Here is a 26,709-nt window from a genome sequence, read left to right as displayed (position 1 = left end):
AGGTGAGCGATGGCAGAGGTCGATCCGCAGAAGACGTTCAACGTCCACGAGGCGAAGACGCAGTTTTCCAAGCTGATCGACCGCGCGCATGCGGGCGAGGAGATCATCGTCGCGAAAGCGGGCGTGCCTTATGCTAAATTGGTGCCGATCGAACCGCCGGCGAAGCGCAGGCGTGTGCCGGGCGGGTGGAAGGACTTGGGACCGATTCCGGATTCCGTGTGGTTCGATCCACTTCCTGAAGACGAACTGGACCTGTGGGAAGGTAAGCGGCTGGATAAATTCGGTCTGTGACGCGATTCCTGCTGGATACGCATGCCGCCTTGTTCTGGTGGCAGGAGTCGGCCGAACTGAGCCCGGCCGCTGAAGCGGCGATCAGTCACGCCGACAATGCGATCTACGTCAGCGCGGCATCCGGTTGGGAGATTGCCACGAAATTTCGGCTCGGAAAGCTGGCTTTCCATGGGAACCCGATGACGGACATGCCGCGACTGATGGTCATGCATGATTTCAATTCACTGGACGTTACGATGGCCCATACGCTGCGCGCCGGCATGCTGCCGGGCGAGCATCGGGATCCTTTTGATCGCCTGATCGCGGCACAAGCGCTGATTGAGGGCATGACGGTCATAACGCGCGATGCGAAGATCGCCGACTTCGGCTGCAAGGTGCTTTGGTAATGGCCAACGAAACCCCGCTCGACCGGTTCAAGGCGGTCCTGACCGGCACGGCGCGCGCGATCGCGGAGGAGCCGGAGGTGGATCTCGCCTTCACGGCCGACGCGCCGGCGCAGTCGGGCAAGCATATCAAGGTGCCGATGCCCGCGCGGGCGCTGCCGCCGGAACAGGTGGCGGAGGCGCGCGGCTTCGCCGACGGCTTCGCGCTGCGCCTGAAGCATCACGACCTCGCGCTGCACCAGCGCGGCGCGCCGAGCGACGCGGTGGCGCGGTCGGTGTTCGACGCGGTCGAGAGCGCGCGGGTCGAGGCGCTGGGCAGCGTCGGTTATGCGGGGATCGCGGACAACCTTGGCCATGCGCTCGACGTGCGGTTGCGCAGCGACCCGATCGCGCGCGCGCGGACGCGCGACGAGGTGCCGTTGTCGACCGCGCTCGGCCTGCTGGCGCGCGAGGCGCTGACCGGGCGGCCCGCGCCGGAGGCGGCGGAACCGGGCCTTGCCCTGGTGCGTGACTGGATCGCGGAGCGGACCGATCTCGCCAGCCTCGCGCTCGCGCTCGACGACCAGCGCGCGTTCCAGAGCCTGGCGATGAAGATGCTCGAGGACCTCGAGCTGGTCGAGGGCGAGGTGACGCCCGACGAGGCGGACGAGGGCGGCGACGAGGACCAGGGCGCCGAGAACGATCAGGACGAGCCCGGCGACGAGGGCGAGGACGAACAGTCCGGCCAGGGCGACGGCGAAGTCGAGGCACGGGGCGAGCAGCGCGAGGCGGGGAATGACGAGGGCGAGGGCGAGGAATTCGGCGAGGACAGCCCCGCCGACCTCGACGGCGAACCCGGCGACGAGGGCGACGACGGTGCACAGCCGTCGCGACCCAATCGCCCGTCGAACGATTTCGCGCCGCACTTCGACTACAAGGCGTGGACGACGCAGTTCGACGAGGTGATCGCGGCGGGCGACCTGTGCGACGCGGAGGAGCTGGCGCGGCTGCGCGGCTATCTCGACCAGCAGCTCGCGCATCTGCAATCGGCGGTGTCGAAGCTCGCCAACCGGCTGCAGCGGCGGCTGATGGCGAAGCAGTCGCGCTCGTGGGATTTCGATCAGGAGGAAGGGCTGCTCGATGCGGCGCGGCTGGCGCGCGTCGTCGTCAATCCGACGCAGTCGCTTTCCTACAAGATCGAGCGCGACACCGATTTCCGCGACACGGTGGTGACGTTGCTGATCGACAATTCGGGGTCGATGCGCGGGCGGCCGATCGGCATCGCGGCGATCAGCGCCGATATCCTCGCCCGCACGCTCGAACGGTGCGGCGTGAAGACCGAGATCCTGGGCTTTACGACGCGCGCGTGGAAGGGCGGGCAGGCGCGCGAGACGTGGCTCGCCGCCGGGCGCCCGCCGCAGCCGGGGCGGCTCAACGACCTGCGCCACATCGTCTACAAGCAGGCGGACGAGCCGTGGCGGCGGGCGCGCGCGAACCTTGGCCTGATGATGCGCGAAGGGCTGCTCAAGGAGAATATCGACGGCGAGGCTTTGCTGTGGGCGCACGCCCGGCTGATCGCGCGGCCGGAGGAACGGCGTATCCTGATGGTGATCAGCGACGGTGCGCCGGTCGACGATTCGACGCTGTCGGTCAATTCCGGCAGCTATCTGGAGCGCCACCTGCGCCAGGTGATCGGCTGGATCGAGACGAAGAGCCCGGTCGAGCTGATCGCGATCGGCATCGGCCACGACGTGACGCGTTACTATGCGCGTGCGGTGACGATCATGGATGCCGAGCAGCTGGGCGGCACGATCATCGAGCAATTGGCGGCGCTGTTCGACACGGATTGATCAGAACAGGATCGCGCCGCCGGTGACGAGGCGCAGGTCGGGGGCGGCGCGGTTGAGGCCGGCGACGGCGAGGATGTCGAGCTGGACGACCTTGGTCGGGCGCCAGGCGGCGGACAGCGCCGCCGAGGCCATGGTGTCGTGCCCGTCGGGATCGTCGTCGCGGCGCAGCGCGAGTTCGGCGGTCGCGGTGATGCTGTCGGTGAACTTGTAGCGCAGGCCGGTGATCTCGCTGTACGCAAGATGGCGCCCGCTGCCCGACTGGTTGGCGGCGGCATCCGCCTCCGTGGTCGAGGCGACCGCGACCTTTTCGGTCAGGTCGTATTGCAGGGGGATGATGACCCCCGTCGACCAGGTGCCCGCGCCGATCGGATAACGGCCGGTCGGCGCGGTGGCGAAGACCTGCACGCCCGCGGAGAACGGCTTGCCCTTCTCGCCCGCAAGATGCTGGCGGACGGCGAAGGTGAGGTCGCCCGTGCCGGTCACCGTGTCGACCGTGCCGCCGGCCTTGTCGCGCGTGCGGTCGCGGCCGTAGCCGACCCATTCGAGCTGAACTTCGGTATCCTTGCCCACGCCGACGCGGGTCAATAGGTCGGCGGTGACGATCCTGTCCTCGCGCTGGTCGGGCTGGTCGTCGCGCTGCCAGTCGAGGCTCGAGAGTTCGACATGGACGCGGCCGGGTTCGGTGGTGCAGCTCGATCCGCCGATGCTCGGCCGCGTCGGGCAGAAGCGCGGATCGTCCTGCGCCAGCGCGGGCGTGGCCGTCGTCGCGACCGTGGCGGCCGCCGCGAGCCCTATCCAGGTCTTCGTCCGTCGCATCGTCATGGTGCTTCCTCCGCTCCCACAGGCTCGCCCAGCCGCTGTTCGGTGAGCACCGCCCAGCCGGTCAGGAACAGCGCGCCGACGAGCGGGCCGACGACGATGCCGCTGAGCCCGAGCGCGTCGATGCCGCCCAGCGTCGTGACCAGCACGAGCCAGTCGGGCAGGCCGGTGTCGCGGCCGACGAGGATCGGGCGCAGGATATTGTCGGCAAGCCCGATGACGAGCACCCCGGAGAGGACGACGACGACCGCCTGCCAGATCGCGCCGGTGGCGAGCAGATAGACCGCGACGGGCGTCCAGATGATCGCCGGGCCGACCGCGGGAAGCAGCGCGGCGATCGCCATCAGCGCGCCCCACAGAAGCGCGGCGGGCAGGCCGACGATCCAGAAGGTGACCGCGCCCAGCGCACCTTGCACCAACGCGACGACGCCCGATCCCTTGATCGTCGCCCGCGTCACCGCGACGAATTTTTCGGCGAGACGCTGGCCGACGCTGCGTTCCAGCGGCAGCGCGCGGACGATCGCGGGGCCGATCCGGTCGCCGTCGCGCAGCAGGAAGAAGGTGACGTACAGGCCGACGCCGAAGGCGAGCAGGAAGGCGGCGGCGTTTGCGCCGATCGAAAAGGCGCGCCGCGTGAGCTGGCTGGCGCTGCTGCCGATCGCCTGGCTGATCCGCGCCTGCGCGCGCTCGAAACTGCCGTAGCCGGCATGGTCGAGCGCGTCGCGCAGCCGGACGGGCAAGGCGTCGAGGACCTGCTGGAAATAGGCGGCGAAGTTGATCTGGCCGCTGCGGATCTGGGCATAGACGCCGGCCGCCTGATCGACGACGAGGCTGGCGAGGATCAGCGCCGGGATGACGACCGCGACGGTGATGATGAGCAACGTCACCATCGCGGCGAGATTGCGCCGCAACGGCCAGCGACGCAGCAGGCGCCGGAACAGCGGCTGGAACAGCAGGGCGGCGAGCGACGCCCACAGCAGCGCACCCGCGAAGCCCGACACGATCAGGATCAGGCCGGCGGAGATCAGCACCAGAAACAGGATGAGGCCGCCGTTTTCGACGTGCCGGCGTTCGATCGTCAACTGTCGTCCCCTTTTCGCGCGTCGGTCGCGCCGATTCGTTGCGTTGGTGTAACGCGGGTCGGCGGTCTTCGGTCCCGCCGGATCGGTGACGCGACGGATGCAGCCGGTGCAGTGCGGTGGACCGAGGGCATGGGCGACCCCCGCGATCGGCGCTACTGGTGCGGTCATGTCTTTGTCACCACCCCCCGGCGGCTTTCATGGGCCGGTCAAGCGCTCGATCACCATCGCCGGACATCAGACGTCGATCAGCCTGGAGCCGATCTTCTGGCAGGCGTTGGAACGGGCGGCGGCGGCACGGCGGCTGCCACTGAGCGCGCTGGTCGCCGAGATCGACGTGCTGCGCATCGCCGACCGCGCGCCCGCCAACCTCGCCAGCGCGCTGCGCAGCTGGCTGTTCGCGGAGACAAATCGCGACGATGGTGAGAATTAATCGCAATAGCATTGACTCTGCGATTTTGTCGCAATAGCAGCACTCCCGATCAGAGTGATTGGGGGATTTCATGTCGCGTACCACCGCATCCTTCCTGGCGCTGTCCTGCGTCGGCTTCATCGCGTCGGCGCCCGCGCTCGCCGAAACGCCGCATGGCGCGCGTGACGGCGACCAGGACGGCCGGCGCCGGATCGAGCGCGACGACATCGTCGTCACCGACAAGGCCGAGAAGGCGCCGGCCGCGGTGGAAAGCCCGAAGGCGACCGCGTCGATCCTCGACACGCCGCAGACGATCACCGTCATGTCCGACCAGGTGCTGCGCAAGCAGAACCTGCAGACGCTGCGCGATGCGCTCCAGACGATCCCCGGCATCACGTTCGGCGCGGGCGAGGGCGGCGGCGGTTATGGCGACAGCATCAACCTTCGCGGCTATTCCGCGAACACCGACATCACCGTCGACGGTATCCGCGACAGCGCGCAATACAGCCGCACCGATCCGTTCAACCTGCAGCAGATCGAGGTCTACAACGGCGCCAATTCGGCGTTCAACGGATCGGGCAGCGTCGGCGGCACGATCAACCTGGTCAGCAAGGAGCCGCGGCCCGAGGATCTGACGATCGCACAAGGCGCGGTCGGCACCGACAATTACTATCGCGCCGCGGTCGATTCGAACCTGCGCGTCGCCGATGGCGTCGCGGCGCGGGTGAATGCGGTCTACCACCACAATGACGTGCCGGGCCGCGACGTCGAGAAATACGAACGCTGGGGCGTCGCGCCCGCGGTGACGATCGGCATCGGCGGGCCGACCAGCCTGACGCTCGCTTATGTGCATCAGGAGGATCGCAACACGCCGCTGTACGGCGTCCCCTATTTCCACAATGCGATCGTCGACGGCTTCGTGCCCGGCGCTCGTCGCAGCGCCTATTATGGCTACAGCAACCTCGACACGCAGCGGATCACCGTCGATCGCTTCACCGCGACGCTGCGCCATCAGGTCGACGATCACGTCTCCGTCCGCAACCTGACGCGGTGGCAGCGGGTGGGGCAATACAGCATCACCAGTGCGCCGCAGGGCACCTTCTGCCTCGCCGCCACCGGGTTGCAGCCGGTGACGACGAGCGCGACGAGCACCACCGGCCTTGCCTGTACCGCGACCATCGCCGGAAGGCCGCTGACCATTCCGGCGGGCCAGTGGCTGCCGTCGGGGCCGCGCGGGCTGGTGCGCGACCAGGAGAATCAGCTGCTCGCGGACCAGGTCGACATCCGGCTGGAACATGGCGTGCGCGGTGGCGTGCGCAACGTCGCCGATATCGGCGCCATCGCGATGGTCGAGGATTATCGGATCACTACGGGCTCGCTGCTGCGCAATGCCGACGGATCCCCGCTTGCGTCGCTGCCTTTGCTGTCGATCGCTGCGCCCGACAGCGTCTGGCGCGGCGCGATCAATTACGTCACCACCGCGCAATCGCGCTCGACGACGCAGAACATCGCCATCTACGCCTTCGACACGCTCGAACTGGGCCGGTATTTCGAACTGAACGGCGGGGTCCGCTGGGAGTATCAGAAGGCCGATTTCCGCAGCCTGCCGATCCCCAACGCCGCGCCGGGCGTGACGCAGCCGGTCCCTGCGCAGCTGGCGCCGCAGGTCAATCGCGAACGCCTGTTCTCGTGGCGGGCGGGCGCGGTGTTCCACCCGGTCCGCGACGTCAGCCTGTACGCCGGATACGGGATCGCCAAGACGCCGTCGTCCGCGACGGTGCGGCTGGGTTGCGTCAGCGTGTCGGGCACCGTCGTCACCGACAGCTGCGGCGTCGCGCCGGAGACGGCGCGCAATTACGAGGTCGGCGTCAAGGCGGGGCTATTCCACCGCCGGCTGGAACTGACCGCGGCGCTGTTCCGCAACGAGCGGACCAATTATCGCGTGCCGTCGAACGACCCCGCGCTGCCGACGCTGCAGGTGCTCGACGGGCGCAGCCGCGTCGACGGAATCGCGATGGGCGTGTCGGGCAACATCACGCGCAACTGGACGATCTTTGCCAATTACACCTATCTCGACGGCAAGGTGCTGCAATCGGTGTCGACCCGCTGCCTCGCCAATCCGGGAACGACGGGGTGCGGCAACAGCGTCGCCTTGCCCGATCCGCAGGCGGGGTCGCCGCTGATCCAGACGCCCCGCCATGCGGGCAGCCTGTTCACCACCTACAAGCTGCCGTTCGGGCTGGAGCTCGGCTATGGCCTGACCTACCAGGGGGCGATCACCACTTATGCCCCGGTGCTCGCCAATACGACCCTGCTGCGCGCGCCGGATTATCTGATTCACCGCGCCTATCTGGCCTATACGTTCGGCGGCGGGCTGACCGCGCAGCTCAACATCCAGAACCTGACCGACGAGAAGTACATCACCAACGTGCGCAACAACATCAACGCCAGCGGCGTGGTGACGGGCGGCTGGGCGATGCCGGGCGACCGGCGGCAGGCGGTGCTCAGCCTCTTCTACAGCTTCTGATAGCATGCGAGCTCTTGCCCGTGCGGGCCGCACCCCTGGCGATCCCCGCACGGGCAAGAGACGAAAAGAACAGGATATTATGCTGATCGCGATCCCCGACGTATTGAGCCCCGATGCAGTGGCGCGGCTGCGCGGCATCATCGATGCGGCGGAATGGATCGACGGCAATGCGACGTCGGGGCCGCAGGCCGCGCTCGCCAAGCGCAACGACCAACTGCCCGAGGACGGCGCTGCCGCGCGCGAGGCGGGGGGGCTGGTGCTCGACGCGCTCGGCCGGTCGCCGCTGTTCGTCGCCGCCGCGCTGCCGCGCAAGGTGTTCCCGCCGCTGTTCAACCGCTACGCCGACGGACAGGATTTCGGGCTGCACGTCGACAATGCGATCCGCATGAAGCGCGGCACCGATTTCCGCATCCGCGCCGATTTGTCGGCGACGCTGTTCCTCGACGACCCGGACGCCTACGACGGCGGCGAACTGGTGATCGAGGACCAGTTCGGGCCGCAGACCGTCAAGCTGCCCGCGGGGCACATGGTGCTCTACCCCGCCTCCAGCCTGCACCGCGTGACGCCGGTGACGCGGGGCGCGCGCACGGCGAGCTTCTTCTGGATCGAATCGATGGTGCGCGACGATGGCGCGCGGCGGCTGCTGTTCGACCTCGACCAGGGGGTGCAGGGGGCGGCGGCGGCGATGGGGCAGGACGCGCCCGCAGTGCTGCGGCTGACCGGCGTCTACCACAATCTGCTGCGCCGCTGGGCGGACAGCTGACGCGATTGACCGTGTATGGGGGGCATGCGACCCCCGCGACCTTCGGGCGGAGACGATGATGAACACCCTGGCATGGCGGCGTACCTGGTTTCAGGTGCACAAATGGATCGGGCTGATCCTGGCGATCCTGATCGTGCCTTTGTGCCTGTCGGGGGCGGCACTGGTGTGGGACGAGCCGCTCGACCGGATCGCCAATCCGGCGCGCTATGCGGTGACGGGCGATACGCTGCTGACCCCGTCCGCCTATGTCGCCGCGGCGGCGCGCGTGCTGAAGCCCGGCGACCGGATCGCGCAGCTGACCCTGCCCGATGGACAGGGGCCGGTCGTCGTCGCCGCGGCGCCCGCCGGGGTGGGGGCCGCGCGCGGCGGGCCGCCGCCGCGGATGATGGTCTATCTCGACCCGCCGACCGCAAAGGTATTGGAGGTCGCGCCGCGCAACGCCGGGCTCGTCCGTTTCCTGCACGTGCTGCACGGCAGTCTGCAGCTGCCGGGCGTCGGGCGGCAGGTGGTCGGCTGGATCGGCGTCGCGATGATGGTGTCGAGCTTCACCGGCCTGTGGCTGTGGTGGCCGACGGTGGGCAAATGGGTGCGCGGCCTGCGCTGGCGGCGGCATCGCAACACCGACACCAACCTGCATTATCTGTTCGGATTCTGGGTGGCGCTGCCGCTGTTCGTGCTGTCGCTGACCGGCGCGTGGATCAGTTTCCCCGCCTTCTTCGGCGCGTTGAGTGGGGAGGCACGGCGCAGCGGCGGGCCCGATCCGCGCGCCGCGGCGCGGGCGGCGCCGGTGGCGCACGCCGCGCTGACGCCCGAGGCGGCGGTGGCGGATGCGGCGGGCACGTTGCGCGGCGCCCTCGTCTCGATCGCCTGGCCGACGGAAAAGACCGCGGACTGGACGCTCGGCTATGCGGGCGGCGCCAGCGTCAAGGTCGCCGACGACAGCGGCGTCGCGGTCGCCGTGCCCGCGCGCGCCTCGGGTGGGATCGCGCGGCTGATGCGCCGCCTCCACGACGGCACCGGCATGGGCGGCGTGTGGCAGACGATCATCTTCCTCGGCGGCCTGCTCCCCGCGGCGCTTGCGGTGACCGGCGTCATCATGTGGTGGCGCGCGCGCGGCTGGAAGGCGGAGCTGGCGGCCAAGCAACGCGCGAAGCGGGCGGCGCGGGGCTGATCCTTCACGCGTCCCGGCCTACGGGCCGAAGAAGTACGGCGCTTCGACAGGCTCAGGGCAAACGGGGGAGGGGGCGGTGTCCCTCATCCCGTTCGTGCCGAGCGTGTCGACGCGCCGTTCTCCTTCGGCTGTCAGCGCCCCAGCAGCACGCGCGCCTGGCCCGCGATCTGCGCCAGCATCGCGGCGCTCGGCTGCGCGGCGTGACGGGCGCGGTCGATCACCGCCTTGAACTGGCCGACGCGCGGCGCATTGGCGGCGAGCCATTCGTCCGCGGCATCCTGCGGCGCCTTGCCGCCGCGCGCGAGGAATTCCAGCCGCAGCTGCTGGAAATCGCGCGCGAGGCCGGCGAGCAGCAGGCGTTCCCACGGATCGCTCGACACGATGCGCGCAGCGACGCCCTGCGCCCAGTCGAGCCCGAGCGCCTGGCCGAGGTGGGTGAAGGCGCGGGTCAGCGCGACCTCGTCGATCCCCTGCCGCTCACCGAGCGCGGCGAGGCCGATGACGCCGTCCATCTCGAACAGGCGCACGACGCGCCGCGCCAGATCGCCGGGCGCGCCCGCCGCCTCCAGTTCCGCGGCGATCCGCGCGCTCTGCGCGCTGGCCTCGTCGAGCAGCAGCGAGGCGGTCTGCGCGCCCAGCTGGTCGACGCGCTTGCCGATCCGGTCGAGCACCGCCTGCGGCAGCGTACCCGGCGCGACCGCGCGCAGCAGGTCGGCGATGTGCGACCGCGTCGCCACCGCGACCTCGTTGAACAGCGCGATCCGCGCGCCTTCGGCCATCGGTGCCCGCTCGATCTCCGCCCAGAGCGCGTCGAGGCCGAACAGCCGCTCCGCGACGACGAACATGCCCGCGATGTCGGCGACGCTTGCGCCTTCCTCCTCGGCCAGCTCGAACGGATAGAGCAGGCCCAGCCGGTTGACGATGCGGTTGGCGAGCTTCGTCGCGACGATTTCCGCGCGCAGGCGGTGCTCGTCGATCGCCTTCGCGAACTTCGCGCGCATCGCGGGCGGGAAGGCGGCATGAAGGTCGGGCGCGAGCTCCGGCGCGACCGCCAGCGGCGCGCGCTCGATCCCGTCCTGCAACGCGAGCTTCGCGGTGGCGAGCAGCACGGCAAGCTCGGGCCGGGTCAGGCCGTGGCCCTCCTGCCCGCGGCGGAGCAAATCGTCGTTGCCCGCCAGCCCCTCGACCGCGCGGTCGAGCCGCCCGGCGCTTTCGAAGATTTCGATGAGGCGGACATAGCTAGGGATCGCCGGCGCGCCGTCTGCTTCGGCGATCGACAGCGCCAGCGTCTGCAGGCGATTGTCCTCCAGCACGAGGTGCGCGACGTCGTCGGTCATGCTGGCGAGCAGCGCGTTGCGATCCTCGAACGCGAGGCGGCCCTCGATCATCTCGCGGTTGAGCGCGATCTTGATGTTGACCTCGTTGTCCGAACAATCGACGCCAGCCGAATTGTCGATGAAGTCGGTGTTGATCCGCCCGCCCCGCGCGGCAAAGGCGATGCGCGCGGCCTGCGTGACACCCAGGTTCGCGCCTTCGCCGACCGCGATGACGCGCAGGTCCTCGGCGTTGACGCGCAGGCGGTCGTTGGCGGGATCGCCGACCGCGGCGTTGTTTTCCGCCGCCGCCTTCACATAGGTGCCGATGCCGCCGAACCAGAGCAGGTCCGCGGGGCTTTTAAGGATCGCGGAGATCAGGCTGGCGGGGTCCATCTCGCTCTGCGTCAGGCCCAGCGCGTCGCGCGCCGCGTCCGACAGCCGGATGCTCTTCTCGCTGCGCGCCCAGACGCCGCCACCCTCGCTGATCAGCGCGGCGTCGTAATCCGCCCAGCTGGAGCGCGGCAGCGCGAACATGCGCGCGCGCTCATCCCAGCTCGTCGCGGGATCGGGATCGGGATCGATGAAGATGTGGCGATGGTCGAAAGCGGCCACCAGCTTGATCGTCTTCGACAGCAGCATGCCGTTACCGAAGACGTCGCCCGACATGTCGCCGCAGCCGACGACGCGGATGCTGTCGGTCTGCACGTCGACACCGCGTTCCGCGAAATGGCGCTGGACGGAGACCCAGGCGCCCTTGGCGGTGATGCCCATCGCCTTGTGGTCGTAGCCGACGCTGCCGCCGCTGGCGAAGGCGTCGCCCAGCCAGAAATCGCGTTCCAGCGCGAGCGCGTTGGCAACGTCGCTGAACGTCGCGGTGCCCTTGTCCGCGGCGACGACGAAATAGGGGTCCTCGCCGTCGAGCACGCGAACGGCGACGGGATGAACCACCTTGCCCTCGACGATATTGTCGGTGATCGACAAGAGCGAGCGGATGAAGATGCGGTAGCTTTCCGTCCCCTCCGCCAGCCACGCGTCGCGATCGGCGGCGGGATTGGGCAGTTGCTTCGGATAGAAGCCGCCCTTGGCGCCCGTCGGCACGATCACCGCATTCTTGACCCGCTGCGCCTTCATCAGGCCGAGGATTTCGGTGCGGAAGTCGTCGCGCCGGTCGGACCAGCGCAGGCCGCCGCGCGCGACGGGTCCGGCACGCAGGTGTATGCCCTCGACGCGCGGGCTGTAGACCCAGATTTCGCGCCACGGCACCGGCGCCGGCAGGCCAGGGATCAGATGGCTGTCGAGCTTGAATGCCAGCGCCTCGTCCGCCGCGGGAGCGAAGGCATTGGTGCGCAGCGTCGCTGCGATCAGATGCCGATACGCGCGCAGGATGCGATCGTCGTCGATCGCCGACACCGCGTCGAGACCGCGCTCGATCGCTTCATCGGCGGCGTGCGGATCGCCCGCGCCGGCCGGGTCGTGCGCCGCGGCGAAGCGCGCGATCAGCGCGTTGGCGACCTTCGGCGCGCGGCGCAGCGCGTCGACGACGGTGGTCAGGCCATAGGTCAGGCCCGCCTGGCGCAGGTAGCGGAACCAGGCGCGCAGCAGCACGACCGCCTGCGGGCTGAGGCCCACATCGACGATCAGCCGGTTGAACGCGTCGTTTTCCGCGCGCCCCTCCAGCACCGCGGCGATCGCGCCTTCCAGCATCGTCGCGTCGCACGACAGCGGGCCGCTCGCCTCGACGAGGAATTCGTGGATCGACGAATGTGCGTCGTCACCGAGCGCGGTCGGCACCTCTTCGATCACGCGGAAGCCGAAATTCTCCAGCACCGGCACCGCGTCGGACAGCGCGAGCGCACCGCCCTGGCGATAGATTTTCAGCCGGGTCGCGTCGCCGCGCCTGGCGAGGCGGACGGCACGGCTGCCCGCCGCGTCGAGTCCCGCCAGCCGTTCGATGTCGGCGGCGGCTTCCTCGGCGGAATTGCTGTTGCGATAGCCTTGCGGGAAGGCGTTGGCGTGGCGCAGCGCGAGGCGCGCGGCACGCGCGGGCCCGACATCGGCGACCAGCGCCGCCTCGACCGCGGGCACCCAGCCGCGTACCATCCGCTCCAGTCGCTCGGCGAGCGGTGCGGCATCGGGCATCCGACCCTGCCCGCGCAGGTCGATCGTGTAGCGAAGCAGCGCGACGACACCGTCGTCGAGGCTGATCGACCAGTTGAGGATCGACCCGTTCGCCGCCTCCGCCAGCATCTGCCCGATCGCGACGCGGCGCGCGGTGGTGAGGTCGTCGCGCGGCAGCCACGCGAAGGCGAACAGGTGGCGGCCGAGCGCGGAGCGGACGAGCACCAGCGCCGGGCGCGGGCGATCCGCGAGGCTCATCGCGGTCAGCACCACCTCTTCGAGCGAGGCGGGGTCGAAGGCGATGACGAGGTCGTGCGGCAGCGCGGTCAGCGCGTGCGTCAGCGCCTTGCCGGCATGGCCCTTGGGGTCGAAGCCGAACTTCGCCTTCAGCGCCGACAGGCGTGCGCGCAGCACGGGGACGTCGCGCGGCGCCGCCTGCATCGCGGCGCTGGTCCACAGGCCGGCGTGGATCGACAGACCGGTGATCTCGCCATTGGCGGTGACCGGCACGACGACGAGGTCGAGCGGCACCGCGCGGTGCACGGTCGAGATCAGGCTGGATTTGAGCAGCAGCGGCGCGTCATTGCCCTGTTCGAACCAGTCGATCGCGAGCGCGCGGCTCGATTCGGCGAGCACGGGGACGTCATGCGCGTGGCGCGCGATGCCCAACGCCTCGCCGGCGCTGCCGTCGCGGTGCCAGATCTGGTGGCCGAGCAGGGTGAAATGGCCGTCGAGGAACCATTGCAGCAGCTGCGCGCCCTCGCCCTGCGGCAGCGCGGCCTCGTCGCGCGCCATCGCGCGTTGCAGCGCGGGCCAGTCGGCTACCGCGGCACGTACGTCGGCGAGCACCATGGTAAGATCGTCGATCAAGCCGCGGCGGTCGCGTGCGTCGGCGCGCTCCATCTCGAGATAGATCATCGATTCGGGCGTGCCGGCGCCGCCGATATCGGTCAGCTTGCCGTCCGCATCGCGCGCGACGCGGACCACCGGGTGGATGATGCGATCAATGTCGATGTCCTGCGCGCCGATCGCCGCGGCGATCGAATCGACCAGGAAGGGCATGTCGTCGTTGACGATCGCGAGTCGCATGCGCCGCCGCGTGTCGTCGGACGCGATCGGTTCGAGCGCGATGCCGGCGGTACCGGCGGGGCGGGCGGCGGCGGTTTGCGCGACGAAGGCGGCCGCGGCGGCGCGCTCGGCGTCCCCGAAACCCTTCAACTCTCCCGGCAACGCACCCTTGGTCAGCCTAGCGGCGAGCGCCGCGGCCATGCTCTTGTCTTGGTCGGCCATGGGCGCGCCTATGCTCCCGTCGGCGACCAACCTCAAGACTTGCCGCGGTGCAATAATTTCGTGTGGCGGAAAGGAACTAACTTGCCGCCGATGCTTTATTTCCCCCTTGTGTTTGTCACGCTGCGGCCTTCTTGAGCGCGGAGGCGACCAGCGACCGATTGTCGACCCGCTTGATGATCTCCACCGTGTCGCCTCCTGCGGCGCGCGCGAGCAGCAGCACGAACTCGTCCGATCCTGCGCCCATCGCGAGCTTGCCCAGCACGGGCAGGGCGCGCAGTTCCGCGGCGGCGCGTTCGAATACGTCGGGCGTGCGCACCGGGCGGCGGGCGGCGCGTTCCGCCGCCACGATCGCCTTGATCCCGCCGTCCGCCGCCTCGAGCATGCGCGGCAGGCCGCCGGCAGGCACGTCGTGGCGACGGGCATGGCCCAGCACCGCGGCATATTCCGCCAGCCGCGTCTTGTCGTAATCGGCGCCGAAGACGAGCTTGACGATCGGCGTCATCGGCGCACGCGGCTGCGCCTTCAGCGCGGCGCCCCGCATCAGGTCGGCGAGGCCGTCGGGATCCTCGTCGCAGGCGAGCGCGAAGTCGTGCGCCCGGCCCAGGGCGCGGTAGAGAGCGGCGCGGCCGCGCGTATCGGCGGCGCGCACGGCGGCCGCGCTTTCGCGCGCCATCATCAGCCGGTCGCCGAGCGTGCCGGTGAGCGGCGGCTCGACGATCGCGGCGGCGGCGTCCGGGGCTGCCGCGTCGGCGATGTGGCTCGGCCCGTCTGCCCAGATCGCGGCGTCGGCAGCGGGGCGGGACGCGGCACGCATCGCGGCGCCCAGCTCGGCATCGAGCGTCGCCTGCGTCGCCTCGTCGACCATCTCCTTCCAGTTGATCACGCCATAGATGAAATCGATCGCCTCGCCATCGGACGAGAAGGGCATCAGGATGCCGCGGTACAAGGTGGTGCGCCCGCGGGTGCCGACGAATTCCGCCTCGAACCCGATCGGCGCGCGATTGGCGATGATCTGCAGATAGTGGTCGGTCAGCCGCGACAGCAGCGAGCGGCCAGGCACGTCGGCGATCCGCGTGATGCTGGTTTCCAGCCCGCATTCCTCGCGCAGCGTCCGGCCCAGATAGGCGATCGTCGGATCTTCCAGCCCGCCGGTGAAATCGAGCAGCACGCTGTGCGGGCCGAAATCGACGATGTTGGCGGGGTCGAGATCGTCGATCGGGGGGTAGGGACGCCCCTTCAGCAGCGAAACCCAGTGGTTGTAGGCGCGCACATGCATGCGCCGCTCGTCGCCGCCCACGTCGAACCCCGAGTCGGCGACGCCGCCCTCGTCGATGTCCGCCTCGACGCCCGGCGCATCGACCGCAGCCGCAGGATCGTCCAGCGCGTCTTCGATCCCCGGCGCATCGTGGCGCGCTGCGGGCAGCGAGGCGGCAAAGCGTGCCTGCTCGATCTCGCTGTCGTCTCGTTCGTGGTCGAAGCCGCCCGTATCCATTCCAAGACCCTTTTGACGCAGGGGTACAAGGAACCCCCCTCGTGACGCCTGCTTGTGCACGGCGCGTGGTAAACGGGGCGTAAAGGCGTCGCGCGATTTCGGCGCGGCGGGATGGCGGCGGCGCGATCGCGCAATCCGCGACTTGTCACGCTGATACGACCCTGCTAAGCGCCCGCCTCACCCGAGCGGCCATCTACGCCGCCCGTGCCGCTTTAGCTCAGTTGGTAGAGCATCGCATTCGTAATGCGGGGGTCACAGGTTCGAGTCCTGTAAGCGGCACCATCCTTGTGACATCCCACCTCATAGACCACCAGGCCGGCACCAGCACGCGGGGCTGTCATGCTTCAGGCTTGATTTTTTGCAGATCGTTCCCTATATGTTCTCGTCGCGATGACGAAAGCGGGGCGGCATGATCGGGTCCTCTGGCGGCAAGCAATCGAGCGCTTTTTTATGGTGGCTGCGAACCGGCAAGCTGCCACCTGCGCTCAGTCCTGACGGTCTCGAAATCAAATTCAATCCGTGGCACGATCCGGAGGACGGCCGGTTCACCTTTGCCGGCGCGGGACGCCGGTATGCTGCGGGCGGGACCGATGCGGTTGGCAGCGAGAAACGTCGGGCTCCGTCTGGTTCCGATCGCGTCCCTGCTTTGGGAGAGCGTAGCAAGTCGCGGCCTTTGACGTTGCCGAAGAGGGGAACGTCACGTGCTGAAACGGCGGCGAGAGATAGCCAGAGGCCGGTCAAGCGTGCATCGCCCAAGGTACAACCCAAGCACGTCGAGGGATCGTGGCCCGGCAGCCGGCCGAACCCTGTCGCCGAATTTGCCGGTGGAGTCGGCGAAGGACTTTACGACGTTGGGACAAGGACGGTGGCAGGAGTCCGCGGTGCGCTGACGACGAATCCGGTGACCACCGTTCGCAACGCCGGTCGCGGTATCGCGGGTATGATCGATGCTGCGATCGCTGCCGAGGATACGCCCGCCCGGATCCAGGCTTCGCGTGCGGCAAGCGCCGTCGCCAATGCGTCGGCACGGGACATCGGTCGTGTAACGGGTAGGGTTGCCGGGAACGTTGCGCTGGCGGCAGCGCCGGGGGCGGCAGTCTCAAAGGCTGCCGCATTGCGCAGACTTCGCGTGGCGAGGCGGCGAACGACCTTCGCGCCCCCGCAGATCGGCTGGGTGAAGGAGACGACCAAGTCGCAAAAGCCCTGAAAGGCTTACAACGACGCTGCCACGGGTGCGCAGCCCGGTCGGGCGCCGACGCTGATGCGAACGATGGCGGACGGTTCGAAGCGGCCAGTCAAGTTCGACGGCATTCAGGGCGATTACGTGATCGACCGGAAATGGAAGGTGATCGATGCTCCCCACGCCCGAGCCCAGCTGTTGTGTCAGTCACAGGTGCTGGCAGAACATCGCCTGATATAGAATTATGGGAGGTTCCTACTCCTGCTCAGAAGACCAAAGCGCTGAAGTTGTTCAAGAAGATGAAAGTCACCAACATCCACGTGAAGGTAGTCAAGCCATGATTGCTATGCAGGTTGCGAGCATTATCGCGGAGTATGTCGTGTTCCTCGAGCTTACCGACGAGGATGAGTTGGACCCCGATACCGCCGTGAAGATGTCGGAGGCTCTCGCCGGTCAGCTCGAAGAACTGGACAAGGGGTTTCTTCGCGAACTGGTGGATGCGTTCCCGATTGTAGCGGAGGAATATAGTGGCGAGGCGCGGGAGGTGGTGCGCAATATCGCCCATGGTTTCTACCTTGAGGAGGTACTGGCCGCTGACGATCCCGTCAGACTGGCCGAGTTGGAAGCGCTGCGCGACGCGAGAGATTGAACGGGGAAGCAGCGGCGAAGGCGGAAGCGCCGTTCGGCGAGGCTTCTGCTTGGGTGCCCTGTGGCGAGGGGCCACGCGCCAATGGCGCCGGGCCGGGGAGCTAACGCGGCTCCGTTCGCCGGTTCCAGACGATCCTGCCGCCTGAGGGGCTGCGACCGTAGTCTCAGCGTGGTGCGGGGGCGGGCGGGCAGCCGGCGCCAGGCGCGGGAGCGGGCGGGCAGCGACGGAGCTGAAAACGCACCTTCTTAGCGCCGAAATCGAGCGAGATGCGGCGAAAGCTGCCCATCAGGTCGGTGCCCAGCATCATCGCCGGCGTATCGGCGAGGCCGAACAGCGCGAAGGGCGGCAGGTCCGCAAAGCCGACGACGACATTATACATCATGATCGTGCCGATGCGCATTTCGGGGACGATCGCCAGCGGTACGACCCGCGTCTCCCCCGTCACGCTGACGAGCGTCGTCGATGTCGTTTCCGGCGGCAGGCGACCGCGGCGGAACAAGGCATCGCGCAGAGCGAGATTGCCGATCGTCAGCTGCGAACCGGTGTCGACGACCGCGCGGATGCCGAGGCTTCCGGCGCGGGCTTGGGTCAGGATCAGCTGTCCGCCGCGGCGGCGCGCGGTGACGACGATGTCGTCCGCCCGCGCCGGCATCGGGCGGCGCGCGTCCTCCACCGTGACGGTGTTGGTTTCGAAATCGAGCATCAGCCGGTGTCCGTGCAGTGCGTCGATCCCGACGAGCCCGCGCGCGCCGAGGGCGGCTTCGGGAATCGTCGGCGCGGCGACGTCCTCGACCACGCCGCCGCCGATCCCCAGCCGCGCGATCCTGGCGGTTTCGCGACGGCTGGACCCCGCCATCCCGTGCAGCATCACCGGTTCGCCCGCGGGGAGCGCGAGGTCGCGCGCCAGGCGCGCGCCGATCACCGACCGGTCCGCGCCGCTATCCACCACGAAGCGATAGGGGCCATGACCATCGACCGTCACGCCGATCGCCATACGCGTGTCGATCTGCTCGGCAGCGATGCTGTCGCCCGCGACGTCGAGCGTATCGTCGATCTGCGCTTCGCCCGGGGTGATCCGTACGGACGACGGCGATGGCGGGGCGTGTTGCGGGACCTGCGCGAGCCCGAGCGACAGCGCGCCGGGGAGCCAGAAAACGCAGCACGGACCCATGACCGATACTAACACCGCCAATGGGGTAAATCCATCGTCAGGACGAGCGATTGTACTGCCGCCGCAGCGATGTAGGGCGGATGGTCAAGCGGGTTGGGCGACCAGCGGCGACGGCCTTCAGCCTCCTCGAGCGGAACGTCGCGTCTTGTGATCAGAGATCGTATTGCCCGTCACCCCGGTGGAGCAACCGGAGTGACGGGACGGCGTGGAGGGCCGAAGGTCGGTCGGGCTTAGAACCGGAACGCTGCGGTGGCGCGCATGCTGTGCCAGCGGAAGATATTGTCCGACCGTGCGATGTCAGTACCACTGGTGTTGGGCGTGAGCACGAACGGGTTGGTCGCCGCGGCGCTACCCTGCGTCACGCGAACGCGGAATTTGTCGTCGTTGTAGCGGTGGTACATATATTCGAGGCCGATCGAGAAGTGCCGGCCGATCTTCTGTTCGATACCGCCGCCGGCAAGGAAGCCGAAGCGCGTATCGTCGCCGCGCAGCGCAAAGGCATTGGCGGTGTTCGTCGTCGTGAAGCTGTGATTGATCTTCGCATAGCCCGCGCCGGTCGTGCCGTAGAAAAGCGTGGTGCCGAAGGCGAGACCGGCGCGGCCCCGGATCGACGCCTCGTAATCCAGGTCGCGGGTCAGAACGTAATTCGCGGGCGTCGTGGAAAAGCCGCTGGTGCTGTCGGTGATCTCCGACTTGCCGAATTCGCCGACGAAGCCGACGACGACGTGGCCGCGTTGCGTGTCCGCGCCGATCCGGCCGTAATAGGCCCAGCCGTCCTTGTCGTTGCGGCAACCGCCCGCCTGCGGCGTCGCGCCGCGTGCGGCGCCGTTGCAGAAGCCCGGCGAGAAAGCGTTGGTGTTGCCGGCGGTGACGACCGTGTCGCCGAAACGCCCGTCGAGGTTGCGGTCGAACAGCAGGCGCGCGCCGACCGGATTGGGCTGGACATCATAGCCGCCGGCGCCGCCGATATAGACGCCGCTGAACGGCTGCGGATCGGCGTCCATGTCCTGCGCCGCTGCGGGTGCAGCGGCGAGGGTGGCGAGGACGAAGGCGGGCGCGAGCCCGATAAGGATATGGCGCATGTCGTATCTCCCTGTGGACAGCGGCGTTGGTTGAGGGTCAGACGCCCGAGCTGGTGCGCACGGTGCCATTGACGCCCGACGGGAAGAACCCGCCGCTCGTCGTCGCCGAGGCGCTGAGATAAACGATATTGAGCACCTGGCCCGGCGTGCGGCTGAACGCGATGCCGTTCGCATCGGCGGGCACGATGTTCGACACCGTGCTGTCGCTGCCGACGATCCCCTGGTCGAGATCGGTCGTCCCGTCGAGGCTATCGCGCGCATCGGAAATCTGGCCCGCGATGGTCCGCAGGCTGGGGGTCGCAAGACCCTTCGCATAGAGGACGGTGCGGACGAGGCCCGCGTGATAGGCTTCGGCGGCAAGAATCCCCGCGGCCGCCTCGAGGTAGGTCTTGTTGGTCACCAGCGGCGATGCGCCCTTGTACGCGGTGACGCCGACGTCCTCGAAGATGAACGCGCCGAGCAGGAAGTTCTCGTCAGAGGCATAAGGGTCGAACGTGCCCGACGCGCCGACCACACCCGCTGCGCGCGCGGCGGCGGTGAAGGCGCCGCTGGCGCCGCCGTCGATGTTGATCGACGGCATCGCTACCGCCGACGATCCGAGCGCGGTGCGCAGGAAGGCGACGTGCGCCGCCTCGTCCGCGGCGATCTCGCGCGCATATTGCGCGACGACGGGATCAGAGAAGTTGACCCTGCGCCCACCCGTCACCGTGCCCTGCGTGCCCGTCCCGCCGAGCTGCGACGAGGGCAAGCCCGCGCCCGTTGCGGCATAGGCGTAGAATTGCGCCTCGAGATATTCGAGGTTGAGCGCGAAGTTGAGCACGTCGGCATCCGACGGCGTCGGCGCGGGGGTGGGGAAGGGCGTGGCAGGATAGTCGTTGTTATGGTCGTCCTTGCAGCCGGCCAGCAAGCCGGCGACGCCGGCCGTGGCGGCGGCGGCGCCGGCGGTGCGCAGGAAGGCGCGGCGTTCATGACGGCGGCGCTCCGCCGCGGCGAGGACTTCGCTCAGGACCTGTGTGGTGTGCATCATCTGTCTCCCTGTGAGGTGCCGGCCGGCTCAGGCCTGGGCCGTGCTGCTGCGGATGGTGCCGTTGACACCTGCGGGGAAGAAGCCGCCCATCGTGACGGCGGCCTTGGTCAGGTAGACGATGTTGAGCACCGCACCGGTCGACCGGCTGTAGGCGATGCCGTTCGCATCGAGCGGCACGATGTTGGACACCAGATTGCCGTTGACCGTGGTCGGCGAAATGCCCTGATCGTCATCGCTGGCGCCGTCCAGACTGTCGCGGGCGTCGGAAATGGCGTCAGCGGCGGTGCGCAGCGACGGCGTCGCAACACCCTTTGCGTAGAGCACCGTGCGCACGATCGCGGCGTGATACGCCTCTACCGCCAGGATGCCGGCGGCGGCCTCGAGGAAGGTCTTGTTGCTGATCAGCGGCGAGGCGCCCTTGTAGGCGGTGACGCCGACATCCTCGAAAATGTAGGAGGCGAGGAGGAAGTTATTGTCGTTGGCATAAGGATCGAACGACTGGCCCGCGCCGATCAGGCCGGCGGCGCGCGCCGCGGAGCTGAACGCGCCATTTGCCGACGTGCCGACGTCAATCGCCGGCTGCGCGACTGCCGCCGATCCCAGCGCGTTACGCAGGAAGGCGACGTGCGCGATCTCGTCCTGCGCGATCTCCTTCGCATAAGCCGCGACGAGCGGGTCGGAGAAGGTGACCTGGCGACCGCCGGTGGCGGCGCCTGCCGTGCCGGTGCCGCTGGTCAGCGAGCCGTTGATCGCAGTGCCGAAGGCGGCGTAGGAATAGAAGTTCGCCTCGAGATATTCGAGGTTGAGGGCGAAGTTCAGCACGTCCGCGTCGGTGGGGGCGGTCTGCGCCGCCGCACTGTCGGCATAGGCGAAGGCACCGCCTACGGCCGCCGCGCCCAGGACCATGCGGAACAACTCGCGCCGGTCGTTGCGGCGGGTAACCCGCGCGTCCAGTGCCTCGATGAACTGCTCGCTTTGGGTCATCCCGCTATCTCCCTTTATGGCGGCGGAGCGTTTCTACGTTCCGCCGGGCGGCCGAAAAGGCGCCGCGCATGGCAGGTACGAAGCAGGCGACGCATCGGACGCATTGTCGGAAAAAAACATTCTGCGCCCCGTGGCTTGCCGACGAAACGGGCAGCAGCTAGCCATCGGTCATGGGTTTCGGCACGCCTCCTTCCGCCGATGATGCGCGCCGCGCATTGGTGGAGGCGTTGGTCGCGACGGGGGATCAGGACCGCGACGCGTTCGTTCGCGTCTATCGCATGACGGCCGCGAAGCTTTTTGGCATATGCCTGCGTATCTGTGGGGACAGACACGCAGCAGAGGAAGTCTTGCAGGACGTATACGCCTTGGTTTGGAAGCGCGCCGGTGGCTTCGAGCCCGGTCGGGCAAGCCCGATCACCTGGCTCGCGATGATTGCGCGCAACCGCGCGATCGACTGGCGGCGCGCCAATCCGCTGCGCGAGACGGCGGGCGTCGAGGAAGCCGCCGACCTGCCCGCGCCTTCACCGTCCGCGTACGATGCGATGCTGTTCGACGAGACGGACCGACGGCTGCACCTGTGCCTCGACCGGTTGCAGGATGTGCAGCGCGACACCATCCGCGCCGCCTTTTTCGGCGGTTTCACCTACGCAGAACTGGCGCAGCAGCGCGACGTGCCGCTGGGCACGGTGAAGAGCTGGATCCGCCGTGGCCTCGGGCGGCTTCGGGACTGTCTCGATGACGGTGACTGACGATCCCGACATGACCGCCGCCGAACTGGCGCTGGGTGTATTGGACGGCGAGGATCGCGCGGCGGCGACCCGCCGGCTGATCGCCGATCCCGCCTTTGCACGCGACGTCGCCCGGTGGCGCGCGCATTTCGCGACGCTGTTCGCGGAGGTGCCGGATGTGGCGCCCCCCGCGCATCTGGAAGGGCGGGTGAGGGCGGCGCTGGACATGCGCCACGATCCGGGAACGCTGACGGCGCTGCGGCGCTGGCGCTGGTTCGGTGGCGGGATGAGCGCTGTCGCCGCGGCACTGCTGATGGCGATCCTGGTGCGCTCCGGCGAGAGCCCGGCCATCATTCCGTCGCCGGCGCACGTGCCCGCCGCGATGGTGGCGACGCTGGCGCCCGAGGGCGGCGCGCCCTTCGCCGCGGTCTACGACCAGGGCGCGGGGCAGGTGCGTACGCTCGGCCGGGTCGCGCTGCCGGCAAACCGCGATGCCGAGCTCTGGGCGATCGGGCGCGACGGCGTGCCGCGCGCGCTGGGCCTGCTGACGCGCGACGGCAAGACGCGGATCGTCGTGCACGACGTGGCGATCGAGCCGGGCACGACGCTCGCCATATCGATCGAGCCGCTGGGCGGATCGCCGCGGCCGTTGCCGAGCGGCCCGGTCGTCGCGACGGGGCAGCTCGATCGCATCTGACCGCGCGCATTGCGTCCAATTCCTGATCCGCACCGTAGCTAGGGCACGCCATTTCCGGCGTGAGGAGAGATGCGATGATCCGATATAGTGGCGCAGCGCTCGCTGCCGTTCTGCTGCTCGGCGCGGGCGGCGCTTATGCGAAGAACAATCCGGTCGTCGGCGGTGCCGCGATGTATCCGACGAAGACGATCGTCGAAAACGCGTCCAAGTCGAAGGACCACACGACGCTGGTCGCGGCGGTCAAGGCGGCGGGGCTGGTCGATACCCTGTCCGGGCCCGGGCCGTTCACCGTCTTCGCGCCCACCAATGCCGCCTTCGCCAAGCTGCCGGCGGGTACGGTCGATACCCTGCTGAAGCCCGAGAACAAGGCGCAGCTGACGTCTGTGCTGACCTATCACGTCGTGCCTGGCCGGATCATGGCCAAGGATATCGCCGCTAACGCCAAGGCGCATGGCGGCACGGCGACCTACACGACGGTGCAGGGCGAGCCGCTGATGTTCCGCAAGGCGGGCAGCGGCTGGGCGATCATGGACGGCAAGGGTGACACCGGCCGCGTGACGATCGCCGACGTCGCGCAGTCGAACGGCGTCGTGCACGTCATCGATACGGTGATGATGCCCTGATCCTGTAGGAGGCGGTGCGCCGGTCCGGCAGCGCCGCCTCCCCCTCACATCATCCGCGCGTGCAGGTTGAAGATCACGACGAGCGTGCCCGCGACCATCAGCGCGATGACGAGCGAGGAGAAGAGCACGAGCAGCAGCGTGATGCGCGAGCCCTGCGTTACGCTGACGTGGAGGAAGCAGCGCAGCTGTACGATGAGCTGGACGAGCGCGAGGCCCATGATGATCGCCAGCGTCGTGCCCGCGCCCGCGATCGGCCAGCGGACGGCGGCGAACGCCGCCAGCGTCAGCACGAGCGCGGCGGCGTAACCGCCAAGGTACGTGGCGGTCAGGCGTCCCCGTTCGGTCATCGCACATGCCCCTGCAGATAGACGATCGTGAGGATCGCGATCCAGATCACGTCGAGGAAATGCCAGAACAGCGCGAGGCGCAGGATGTTGAGCCTGACCCGCGCATCGAAGCCGTAGGCGAGCGCCTGGCCGCCCATCACGAGCATCCAGAAACAGCCCGCCAGCACGTGCAGCCCGTGCAGCGGCACCAGCGCGAAGAAGGCGGACAGAAACGCACTGCGCGTCGGATAGGCGCCGTCGGCGAGCATCGTCGCGAAATCGCGCGCCTCTAGCACCAAGAAGGCGACGCCCAACGCGAAGGTGACGCCCAGCCAGGCGAAGACCGGCCGCCGCGCGGCGTCATATTTCATCGCGAGCACCGACAGGCCGACCGTCAGACTGCTGGTGAGCAGCAGCAGCGTCTCGACGAGCGCGCCGCCGAGCTTGAACTCCTGCGCCGGCGTCGGCCCGCCCGCAGTTGCGGCCACGACGGTGCCGTAGACCGCGAAGAGCAACGCGAAGATCACCGCATCGCTCATCAGGAACATCCAGAAACCGAACAGGCCGCTTTCCGCCTGCGCGTTGCGGTTGCGCGGCGTGCCGCCCAGATCGACGCCGGCGTGGCGTAGCGACGGGTCGCTCATGCCGGGATATCCGCCCGGCCGCTGTTGGCGGTGGTCAGTTCCAGCGCACGCGGGGTGGGCGTCGCGGCGGCGCGCGCGGCGTGCCAGCGATGCTCGATCGCGGCGACCTCGCGCGCGGGCACGACGCGATGCGTGCCGCGCACGAAACTGCGCACGACGACGACGAGGATCAGGGTTTCCAGCGACAGCGCGGCGAGCCACCACATATGCCAGATGAGCCCGAACGACGTGGCGGTCGCGGCGAGGCCGATCAGCGGGCCGGTCATGCTGCCGCGTGGCATCTCGATCGCCGTGTAAGGCGTGCGGTGGGCGTACCAGCCGCCATGGCGCTTGCCCGCGTAGAAAGCGTCACGAGCGTCGACTTCCGGGATCACCGCGAAATTATAGTCCGGCGGCGGCGATGATGTCGCCCATTCCAGGCCGCGGCCATCCCAGGGATCGCCCGCGAAGACGCAGGTGGCGTCGCGCGCGCGGATGCTGACGACCAGTTGCACGACGAGCGCGACGAGCGCCGCGAACAGCACCAGCGCGCCCGCGCCGGCAACGTAGAGCCAGGGCCGGAAATCGGGTTGCAGGATTTCCGCGCTGCGCCGCGCCATGCCGCTCGCGCCGAGCACGTAGAGCGGCATGAAGGCGAGATAGAAGCCGGCGATCCAGCAACCGCACGAAATCCGCCCCCAAAATTCGTCGAGCCGGAAGCCGAAAGCCTTGGGAAACCAGAAGGTGTAGCCGGCCAGCAACGCATAAAGGAGGCCGGGGATCAGCATGTTGTGGAAATGCGCGACGAGGAAGAGCGTATTGTGGAAGACATAGTCGAGCGGCGGGATCGCGAGGATGATGCCGGTGAATCCACCGATGACGAAGGTCACCATGAACGCCAGCGCATAGAGCATCGGCACGCTGAAGCGGACCTCGCCGCGGAACATCGTCCAGATCCAGTCATACAGCTTCACCCCGGTCGGCACGCCGATCGTCATCGTCGCGATGCCGAACACGGCGTTGAGCGCCGCCGATTGCCCCATGGTGAAGAAGTGATGCACCCAGACGGTGAAGCTGAGCACCGCGATCGCCATCGTCGCCATCACCAGCGAGGCATAGCCGTATAATTCCTTCGACGAGAAGGTCGCGACGACTTCGGAATAGATGCCGAAAGCGGGCAGGATCAGGATGTACACCTCTGGATGGCCGAACAGCCAGAACAGGTTGGCATAGTTCATCATGTTGCCGCCGAGGTCGTTGGTGAAGAAATGGAACCCCAGATAGCGGTCGAGCGCGAGCAGCGCGGTCGCGACGGTGAGCGGCGGCATCGCGAACACCATCAGGATGGCGGTGCACAGGCTGGTCCAGCAGAACAGCGGCATCCGCATATACGCCATGCCCGGCGCGCGCAGCATGACGATGGTGCAGGCGATGTTGATCCCCGCCAGCGTCGACCCGATCGACCCCAAGGTCACCGCCCAGATCCAGTAATCCGGCCCGACGTCGGGACTGAAGGCGAGGCCGGTATAGGGCGGATAGCCGCTCCAGCCGCCGGTCGAGAAGCGGCCGATCACCAGGCTGGCCATCATCAGGATCGCGCCGCCGCCGGTCAGCCACAGCGCCACCGAATTGGCCCAGGGAAATGCCATGTCGCGCGCCCCGATCTGCAATGGCATGACGTAATTGATGAGGCCGGTGATGAACGGCATCGCCATGAAGAAGATCATGATCGAGCCGTGCGTCGAGAACAGCTGCGCGAAATGATCGGACGATACGATGCCGGGATGGCCGATCGCGGACGCCTGCTGCATCCGCATCAGCACCGCCTCCGTCAGCGCGCGCGCCAGCATCACCAGCGCAAGGACGATGTACATGATGCCGATCTTCTTGTGGTCGAGGCTGGTCAGCCATTCCGACCATAAACGTCCCCACAAGCGGTAGCGGGTCAGCAGCGCGGCGACGGCGACGGCGCCGACGATGACGAGCAGGCCCGCGCCGGCGCCGATCACCTCGCTGAGCGTCGGGTCCTGCCACGCGCGGACGAACGGCAGGTCGGACCAGGCGAAGCGGCCGAGCAGGTCGGGCCAGACGGGATCGGACCAGAAGGGGGATTGCGCGGTCTGCACGGG

At 68.5% G+C, this 26,709-nt stretch carries 23 protein-coding genes and 1 tRNA gene; 13 read left to right on the top strand and 11 right to left on the bottom strand.

What is annotated here, in order from left to right:
- Nucleotides 1–9: 9 nt before the first annotated feature.
- The 3 genes from DM480_RS05655 to cobT are packed head-to-tail and all read left to right on the top strand — an operon-like array spanning nt 10 to nt 2,503.
- Nucleotides 10–291, top strand: a complete 282-nt coding sequence (locus tag DM480_RS05655; RefSeq protein ID WP_115377970.1) for a type II toxin-antitoxin system Phd/YefM family antitoxin — start codon at nt 10–12, stop codon at nt 289–291.
- Complete coding sequence (locus DM480_RS05650; RefSeq protein ID WP_115377969.1) at nt 288–677, top strand: type II toxin-antitoxin system VapC family toxin; 390 nt, start codon at nt 288–290, stop codon at nt 675–677. The genes DM480_RS05655 and DM480_RS05650 overlap by 4 nt, the downstream gene beginning before the upstream one ends.
- Entirely contained in the window at nt 677–2,503 is a 1,827-nt protein-coding gene (cobT, locus tag DM480_RS05645) for a cobaltochelatase subunit CobT (RefSeq protein ID WP_115377968.1), read from the top strand. Before DM480_RS05650 ends, cobT begins: the two co-directional genes overlap by 1 nt.
- Here cobT and DM480_RS05640 read toward each other — a convergent pair whose 3' ends face one another.
- Together DM480_RS05640 and DM480_RS05635 are read right to left on the bottom strand one after the other, a co-directional pair.
- Nucleotides 2,504–3,325 (bottom strand): transporter, encoded by an 822-nt coding sequence (locus DM480_RS05640; protein WP_115377967.1) that lies wholly within the window; start codon nt 3,323–3,325, stop codon nt 2,504–2,506.
- Complete coding sequence (locus DM480_RS05635; RefSeq protein WP_232834136.1) at nt 3,322–4,404, bottom strand: AI-2E family transporter; 1,083 nt, start codon at nt 4,402–4,404, stop codon at nt 3,322–3,324. Before DM480_RS05635 ends, DM480_RS05640 begins: the two co-directional genes overlap by 4 nt.
- Before the next feature lie 166 nt (nt 4,405–4,570).
- Between DM480_RS05635 and DM480_RS05630 the strand changes: the two genes are divergently transcribed.
- The 4 genes from DM480_RS05630 (at nt 4,571) to DM480_RS05615 (ending at nt 9,274) form a co-directional block, all read left to right on the top strand.
- Nucleotides 4,571–4,834, top strand: a complete 264-nt coding sequence (locus DM480_RS05630) for a ribbon-helix-helix domain-containing protein (protein ID WP_115377965.1) — start codon at nt 4,571–4,573, stop codon at nt 4,832–4,834.
- Nucleotides 4,835–4,904: 70 nt separating this feature from the next.
- Entirely contained in the window at nt 4,905–7,340 is a 2,436-nt protein-coding gene (locus DM480_RS05625) for a TonB-dependent receptor (protein ID WP_115377964.1), read from the top strand.
- 79 nt (nt 7,341–7,419) lie between these two features.
- Entirely contained in the window at nt 7,420–8,103 is a 684-nt protein-coding gene (locus tag DM480_RS05620; RefSeq protein WP_115377963.1) for a Fe2+-dependent dioxygenase, read from the top strand.
- Nucleotides 8,104–8,158: 55 nt separating this feature from the next.
- Complete coding sequence (locus tag DM480_RS05615) at nt 8,159–9,274, top strand: PepSY-associated TM helix domain-containing protein (protein WP_232834135.1); 1,116 nt, start codon at nt 8,159–8,161, stop codon at nt 9,272–9,274.
- A 131-nt stretch (nt 9,275–9,405) separates the two neighbouring features.
- Here DM480_RS05615 and DM480_RS05610 read toward each other — a convergent pair whose 3' ends face one another.
- Nucleotides 9,406–13,998, bottom strand: a complete 4,593-nt coding sequence (locus DM480_RS05610) for an NAD-glutamate dehydrogenase (protein ID WP_115377962.1) — start codon at nt 13,996–13,998, stop codon at nt 9,406–9,408.
- Nucleotides 13,999–14,113: 115 nt separating this feature from the next.
- A complete protein-coding gene (locus tag DM480_RS05605) occupies nt 14,114–15,490 on the bottom strand; it encodes a PAS domain-containing protein (protein WP_405053293.1) in 1,377 nt (458 codons plus the stop codon).
- A 206-nt stretch (nt 15,491–15,696) separates the two neighbouring features.
- Between DM480_RS05605 and DM480_RS05600 the strand changes: the two genes are divergently transcribed.
- The 3 genes from DM480_RS05600 (at nt 15,697) to DM480_RS05595 (ending at nt 17,319) form a co-directional block, all read left to right on the top strand.
- A tRNA-Thr gene (locus DM480_RS05600) sits at nt 15,697–15,772 on the top strand.
- A gap of 127 nt (nt 15,773–15,899) precedes the next feature.
- The gene (locus DM480_RS17915; RefSeq protein WP_125471476.1) at nt 15,900–16,697 is read left to right on the top strand and encodes a hypothetical protein; all 798 of its coding nucleotides are present in this window, start codon (nt 15,900–15,902) and stop codon (nt 16,695–16,697) included.
- 310 nt (nt 16,698–17,007) lie between these two features.
- Nucleotides 17,008–17,319, top strand: coding sequence for a hypothetical protein (locus DM480_RS05595; RefSeq protein WP_115377961.1), 312 nt, complete (start codon nt 17,008–17,010; stop codon nt 17,317–17,319).
- A gap of 163 nt (nt 17,320–17,482) precedes the next feature.
- Here DM480_RS05595 and DM480_RS05590 read toward each other — a convergent pair whose 3' ends face one another.
- From DM480_RS05590 to DM480_RS05575, 4 genes are all read right to left on the bottom strand, one after another.
- On the bottom strand, nt 17,483–18,490 hold the full coding sequence (locus DM480_RS05590) for an aspartyl protease family protein (protein WP_115377960.1): 1,008 nt from the start codon (nt 18,488–18,490) through the stop codon (nt 17,483–17,485).
- A 230-nt stretch (nt 18,491–18,720) separates the two neighbouring features.
- A complete protein-coding gene (locus DM480_RS05585) occupies nt 18,721–19,572 on the bottom strand; it encodes an outer membrane protein (RefSeq protein ID WP_115377959.1) in 852 nt (283 codons plus the stop codon).
- Between the two features lie 37 nt (nt 19,573–19,609).
- Entirely contained in the window at nt 19,610–20,596 is a 987-nt protein-coding gene (locus DM480_RS05580; protein WP_115380879.1) for a ferritin-like domain-containing protein, read from the bottom strand.
- Nucleotides 20,597–20,626: 30 nt separating this feature from the next.
- Nucleotides 20,627–21,583 carry a ferritin-like domain-containing protein gene (locus DM480_RS05575; RefSeq protein WP_115377958.1) on the bottom strand — a complete coding sequence of 319 codons (957 nt, stop codon included), beginning with the start codon at nt 21,581–21,583 and terminating at the stop codon, nt 20,627–20,629.
- A gap of 170 nt (nt 21,584–21,753) precedes the next feature.
- Here DM480_RS05575 and DM480_RS05570 point away from each other — a divergent pair, with 170 nt between their 5' ends.
- The 3 genes from DM480_RS05570 (at nt 21,754) to DM480_RS05560 (ending at nt 23,631) form a co-directional block, all read left to right on the top strand.
- Entirely contained in the window at nt 21,754–22,332 is a 579-nt protein-coding gene (locus DM480_RS05570; RefSeq protein WP_115377957.1) for a sigma-70 family RNA polymerase sigma factor, read from the top strand.
- On the top strand, nt 22,319–23,008 hold the full coding sequence (locus DM480_RS05565; protein ID WP_115377956.1) for an anti-sigma factor: 690 nt from the start codon (nt 22,319–22,321) through the stop codon (nt 23,006–23,008). Before DM480_RS05570 ends, DM480_RS05565 begins: the two co-directional genes overlap by 14 nt.
- A gap of 74 nt (nt 23,009–23,082) precedes the next feature.
- Nucleotides 23,083–23,631 (top strand): fasciclin domain-containing protein, encoded by a 549-nt coding sequence (locus DM480_RS05560; protein ID WP_115377955.1) that lies wholly within the window; start codon nt 23,083–23,085, stop codon nt 23,629–23,631.
- A gap of 44 nt (nt 23,632–23,675) precedes the next feature.
- On the opposite strand, the gene DM480_RS05555 is transcribed toward DM480_RS05560, so the two are convergent.
- From DM480_RS05555 to DM480_RS05545, 3 genes are read right to left on the bottom strand one after another with little or no spacing between them, the layout of a single operon-like run.
- On the bottom strand, nt 23,676–23,978 hold the full coding sequence (locus DM480_RS05555) for a cytochrome C oxidase subunit IV family protein (protein ID WP_115377954.1): 303 nt from the start codon (nt 23,976–23,978) through the stop codon (nt 23,676–23,678).
- Nucleotides 23,975–24,601 (bottom strand): cytochrome c oxidase subunit 3, encoded by a 627-nt coding sequence (locus DM480_RS05550; protein WP_115377953.1) that lies wholly within the window; start codon nt 24,599–24,601, stop codon nt 23,975–23,977. Before DM480_RS05550 ends, DM480_RS05555 begins: the two co-directional genes overlap by 4 nt.
- On the bottom strand, nt 24,598–26,706 hold the full coding sequence (locus DM480_RS05545) for a cbb3-type cytochrome c oxidase subunit I (RefSeq protein WP_232834134.1): 2,109 nt from the start codon (nt 26,704–26,706) through the stop codon (nt 24,598–24,600). The genes DM480_RS05550 and DM480_RS05545 overlap by 4 nt, the downstream gene beginning before the upstream one ends.
- Between the last annotated feature and the right edge of the window lie 3 nt (nt 26,707–26,709).

The organism is Sphingomonas sp. FARSPH (assembly GCF_003355005.1).
Classification (GTDB): Bacteria; Pseudomonadota; Alphaproteobacteria; order Sphingomonadales; family Sphingomonadaceae; genus Sphingomonas.
The sequence above is the reverse complement of the archived record's forward strand: the minus strand, read 5'-3'. Positions and strand labels throughout refer to the sequence as shown.

Bases quoted from the DNA above. Each gene is read 5' to 3' on its own strand.
- DM480_RS05655 (WP_115377970.1), top strand. From the start codon at position 10: ATGGCAGAGGTCGATCCGCAGAAGACGTTCAACGTCCACGAGGCGAAG.
- cobT (WP_115377968.1), top strand. From the start codon at position 677: ATGGCCAACGAAACCCCGCTCGACCGGTTCAAGGCGGTCCTGACCGGC.
- DM480_RS05640 (WP_115377967.1), bottom strand. From the start codon at position 3,325: ATGACGATGCGACGGACGAAGACCTGGATAGGGCTCGCGGCGGCCGCC.
- DM480_RS05630 (WP_115377965.1), top strand. From the start codon at position 4,571: ATGTCTTTGTCACCACCCCCCGGCGGCTTTCATGGGCCGGTCAAGCGC.
- DM480_RS05625 (WP_115377964.1), top strand. From the start codon at position 4,905: ATGTCGCGTACCACCGCATCCTTCCTGGCGCTGTCCTGCGTCGGCTTC.
- DM480_RS05620 (WP_115377963.1), top strand. From the start codon at position 7,420: ATGCTGATCGCGATCCCCGACGTATTGAGCCCCGATGCAGTGGCGCGG.
- DM480_RS05615 (WP_232834135.1), top strand. From the start codon at position 8,159: ATGATGAACACCCTGGCATGGCGGCGTACCTGGTTTCAGGTGCACAAA.
- DM480_RS05610 (WP_115377962.1), bottom strand. From the start codon at position 13,998: ATGGCCGACCAAGACAAGAGCATGGCCGCGGCGCTCGCCGCTAGGCTG.
- DM480_RS05605 (WP_405053293.1), bottom strand. From the start codon at position 15,490: ATGGATACGGGCGGCTTCGACCACGAACGAGACGACAGCGAGATCGAG.
- DM480_RS17915 (WP_125471476.1), top strand. From the start codon at position 15,900: ATGATCGGGTCCTCTGGCGGCAAGCAATCGAGCGCTTTTTTATGGTGG.
- DM480_RS05595 (WP_115377961.1), top strand. From the start codon at position 17,008: ATGATTGCTATGCAGGTTGCGAGCATTATCGCGGAGTATGTCGTGTTC.
- DM480_RS05590 (WP_115377960.1), bottom strand. From the start codon at position 18,490: ATGGGTCCGTGCTGCGTTTTCTGGCTCCCCGGCGCGCTGTCGCTCGGG.
- DM480_RS05585 (WP_115377959.1), bottom strand. From the start codon at position 19,572: ATGCGCCATATCCTTATCGGGCTCGCGCCCGCCTTCGTCCTCGCCACC.
- DM480_RS05580 (WP_115380879.1), bottom strand. From the start codon at position 20,596: ATGCACACCACACAGGTCCTGAGCGAAGTCCTCGCCGCGGCGGAGCGC.
- DM480_RS05575 (WP_115377958.1), bottom strand. From the start codon at position 21,583: ATGACCCAAAGCGAGCAGTTCATCGAGGCACTGGACGCGCGGGTTACC.
- DM480_RS05570 (WP_115377957.1), top strand. From the start codon at position 21,754: ATGGGTTTCGGCACGCCTCCTTCCGCCGATGATGCGCGCCGCGCATTG.
- DM480_RS05565 (WP_115377956.1), top strand. From the start codon at position 22,319: ATGACGGTGACTGACGATCCCGACATGACCGCCGCCGAACTGGCGCTG.
- DM480_RS05560 (WP_115377955.1), top strand. From the start codon at position 23,083: ATGATCCGATATAGTGGCGCAGCGCTCGCTGCCGTTCTGCTGCTCGGC.
- DM480_RS05555 (WP_115377954.1), bottom strand. From the start codon at position 23,978: ATGACCGAACGGGGACGCCTGACCGCCACGTACCTTGGCGGTTACGCC.
- DM480_RS05550 (WP_115377953.1), bottom strand. From the start codon at position 24,601: ATGAGCGACCCGTCGCTACGCCACGCCGGCGTCGATCTGGGCGGCACG.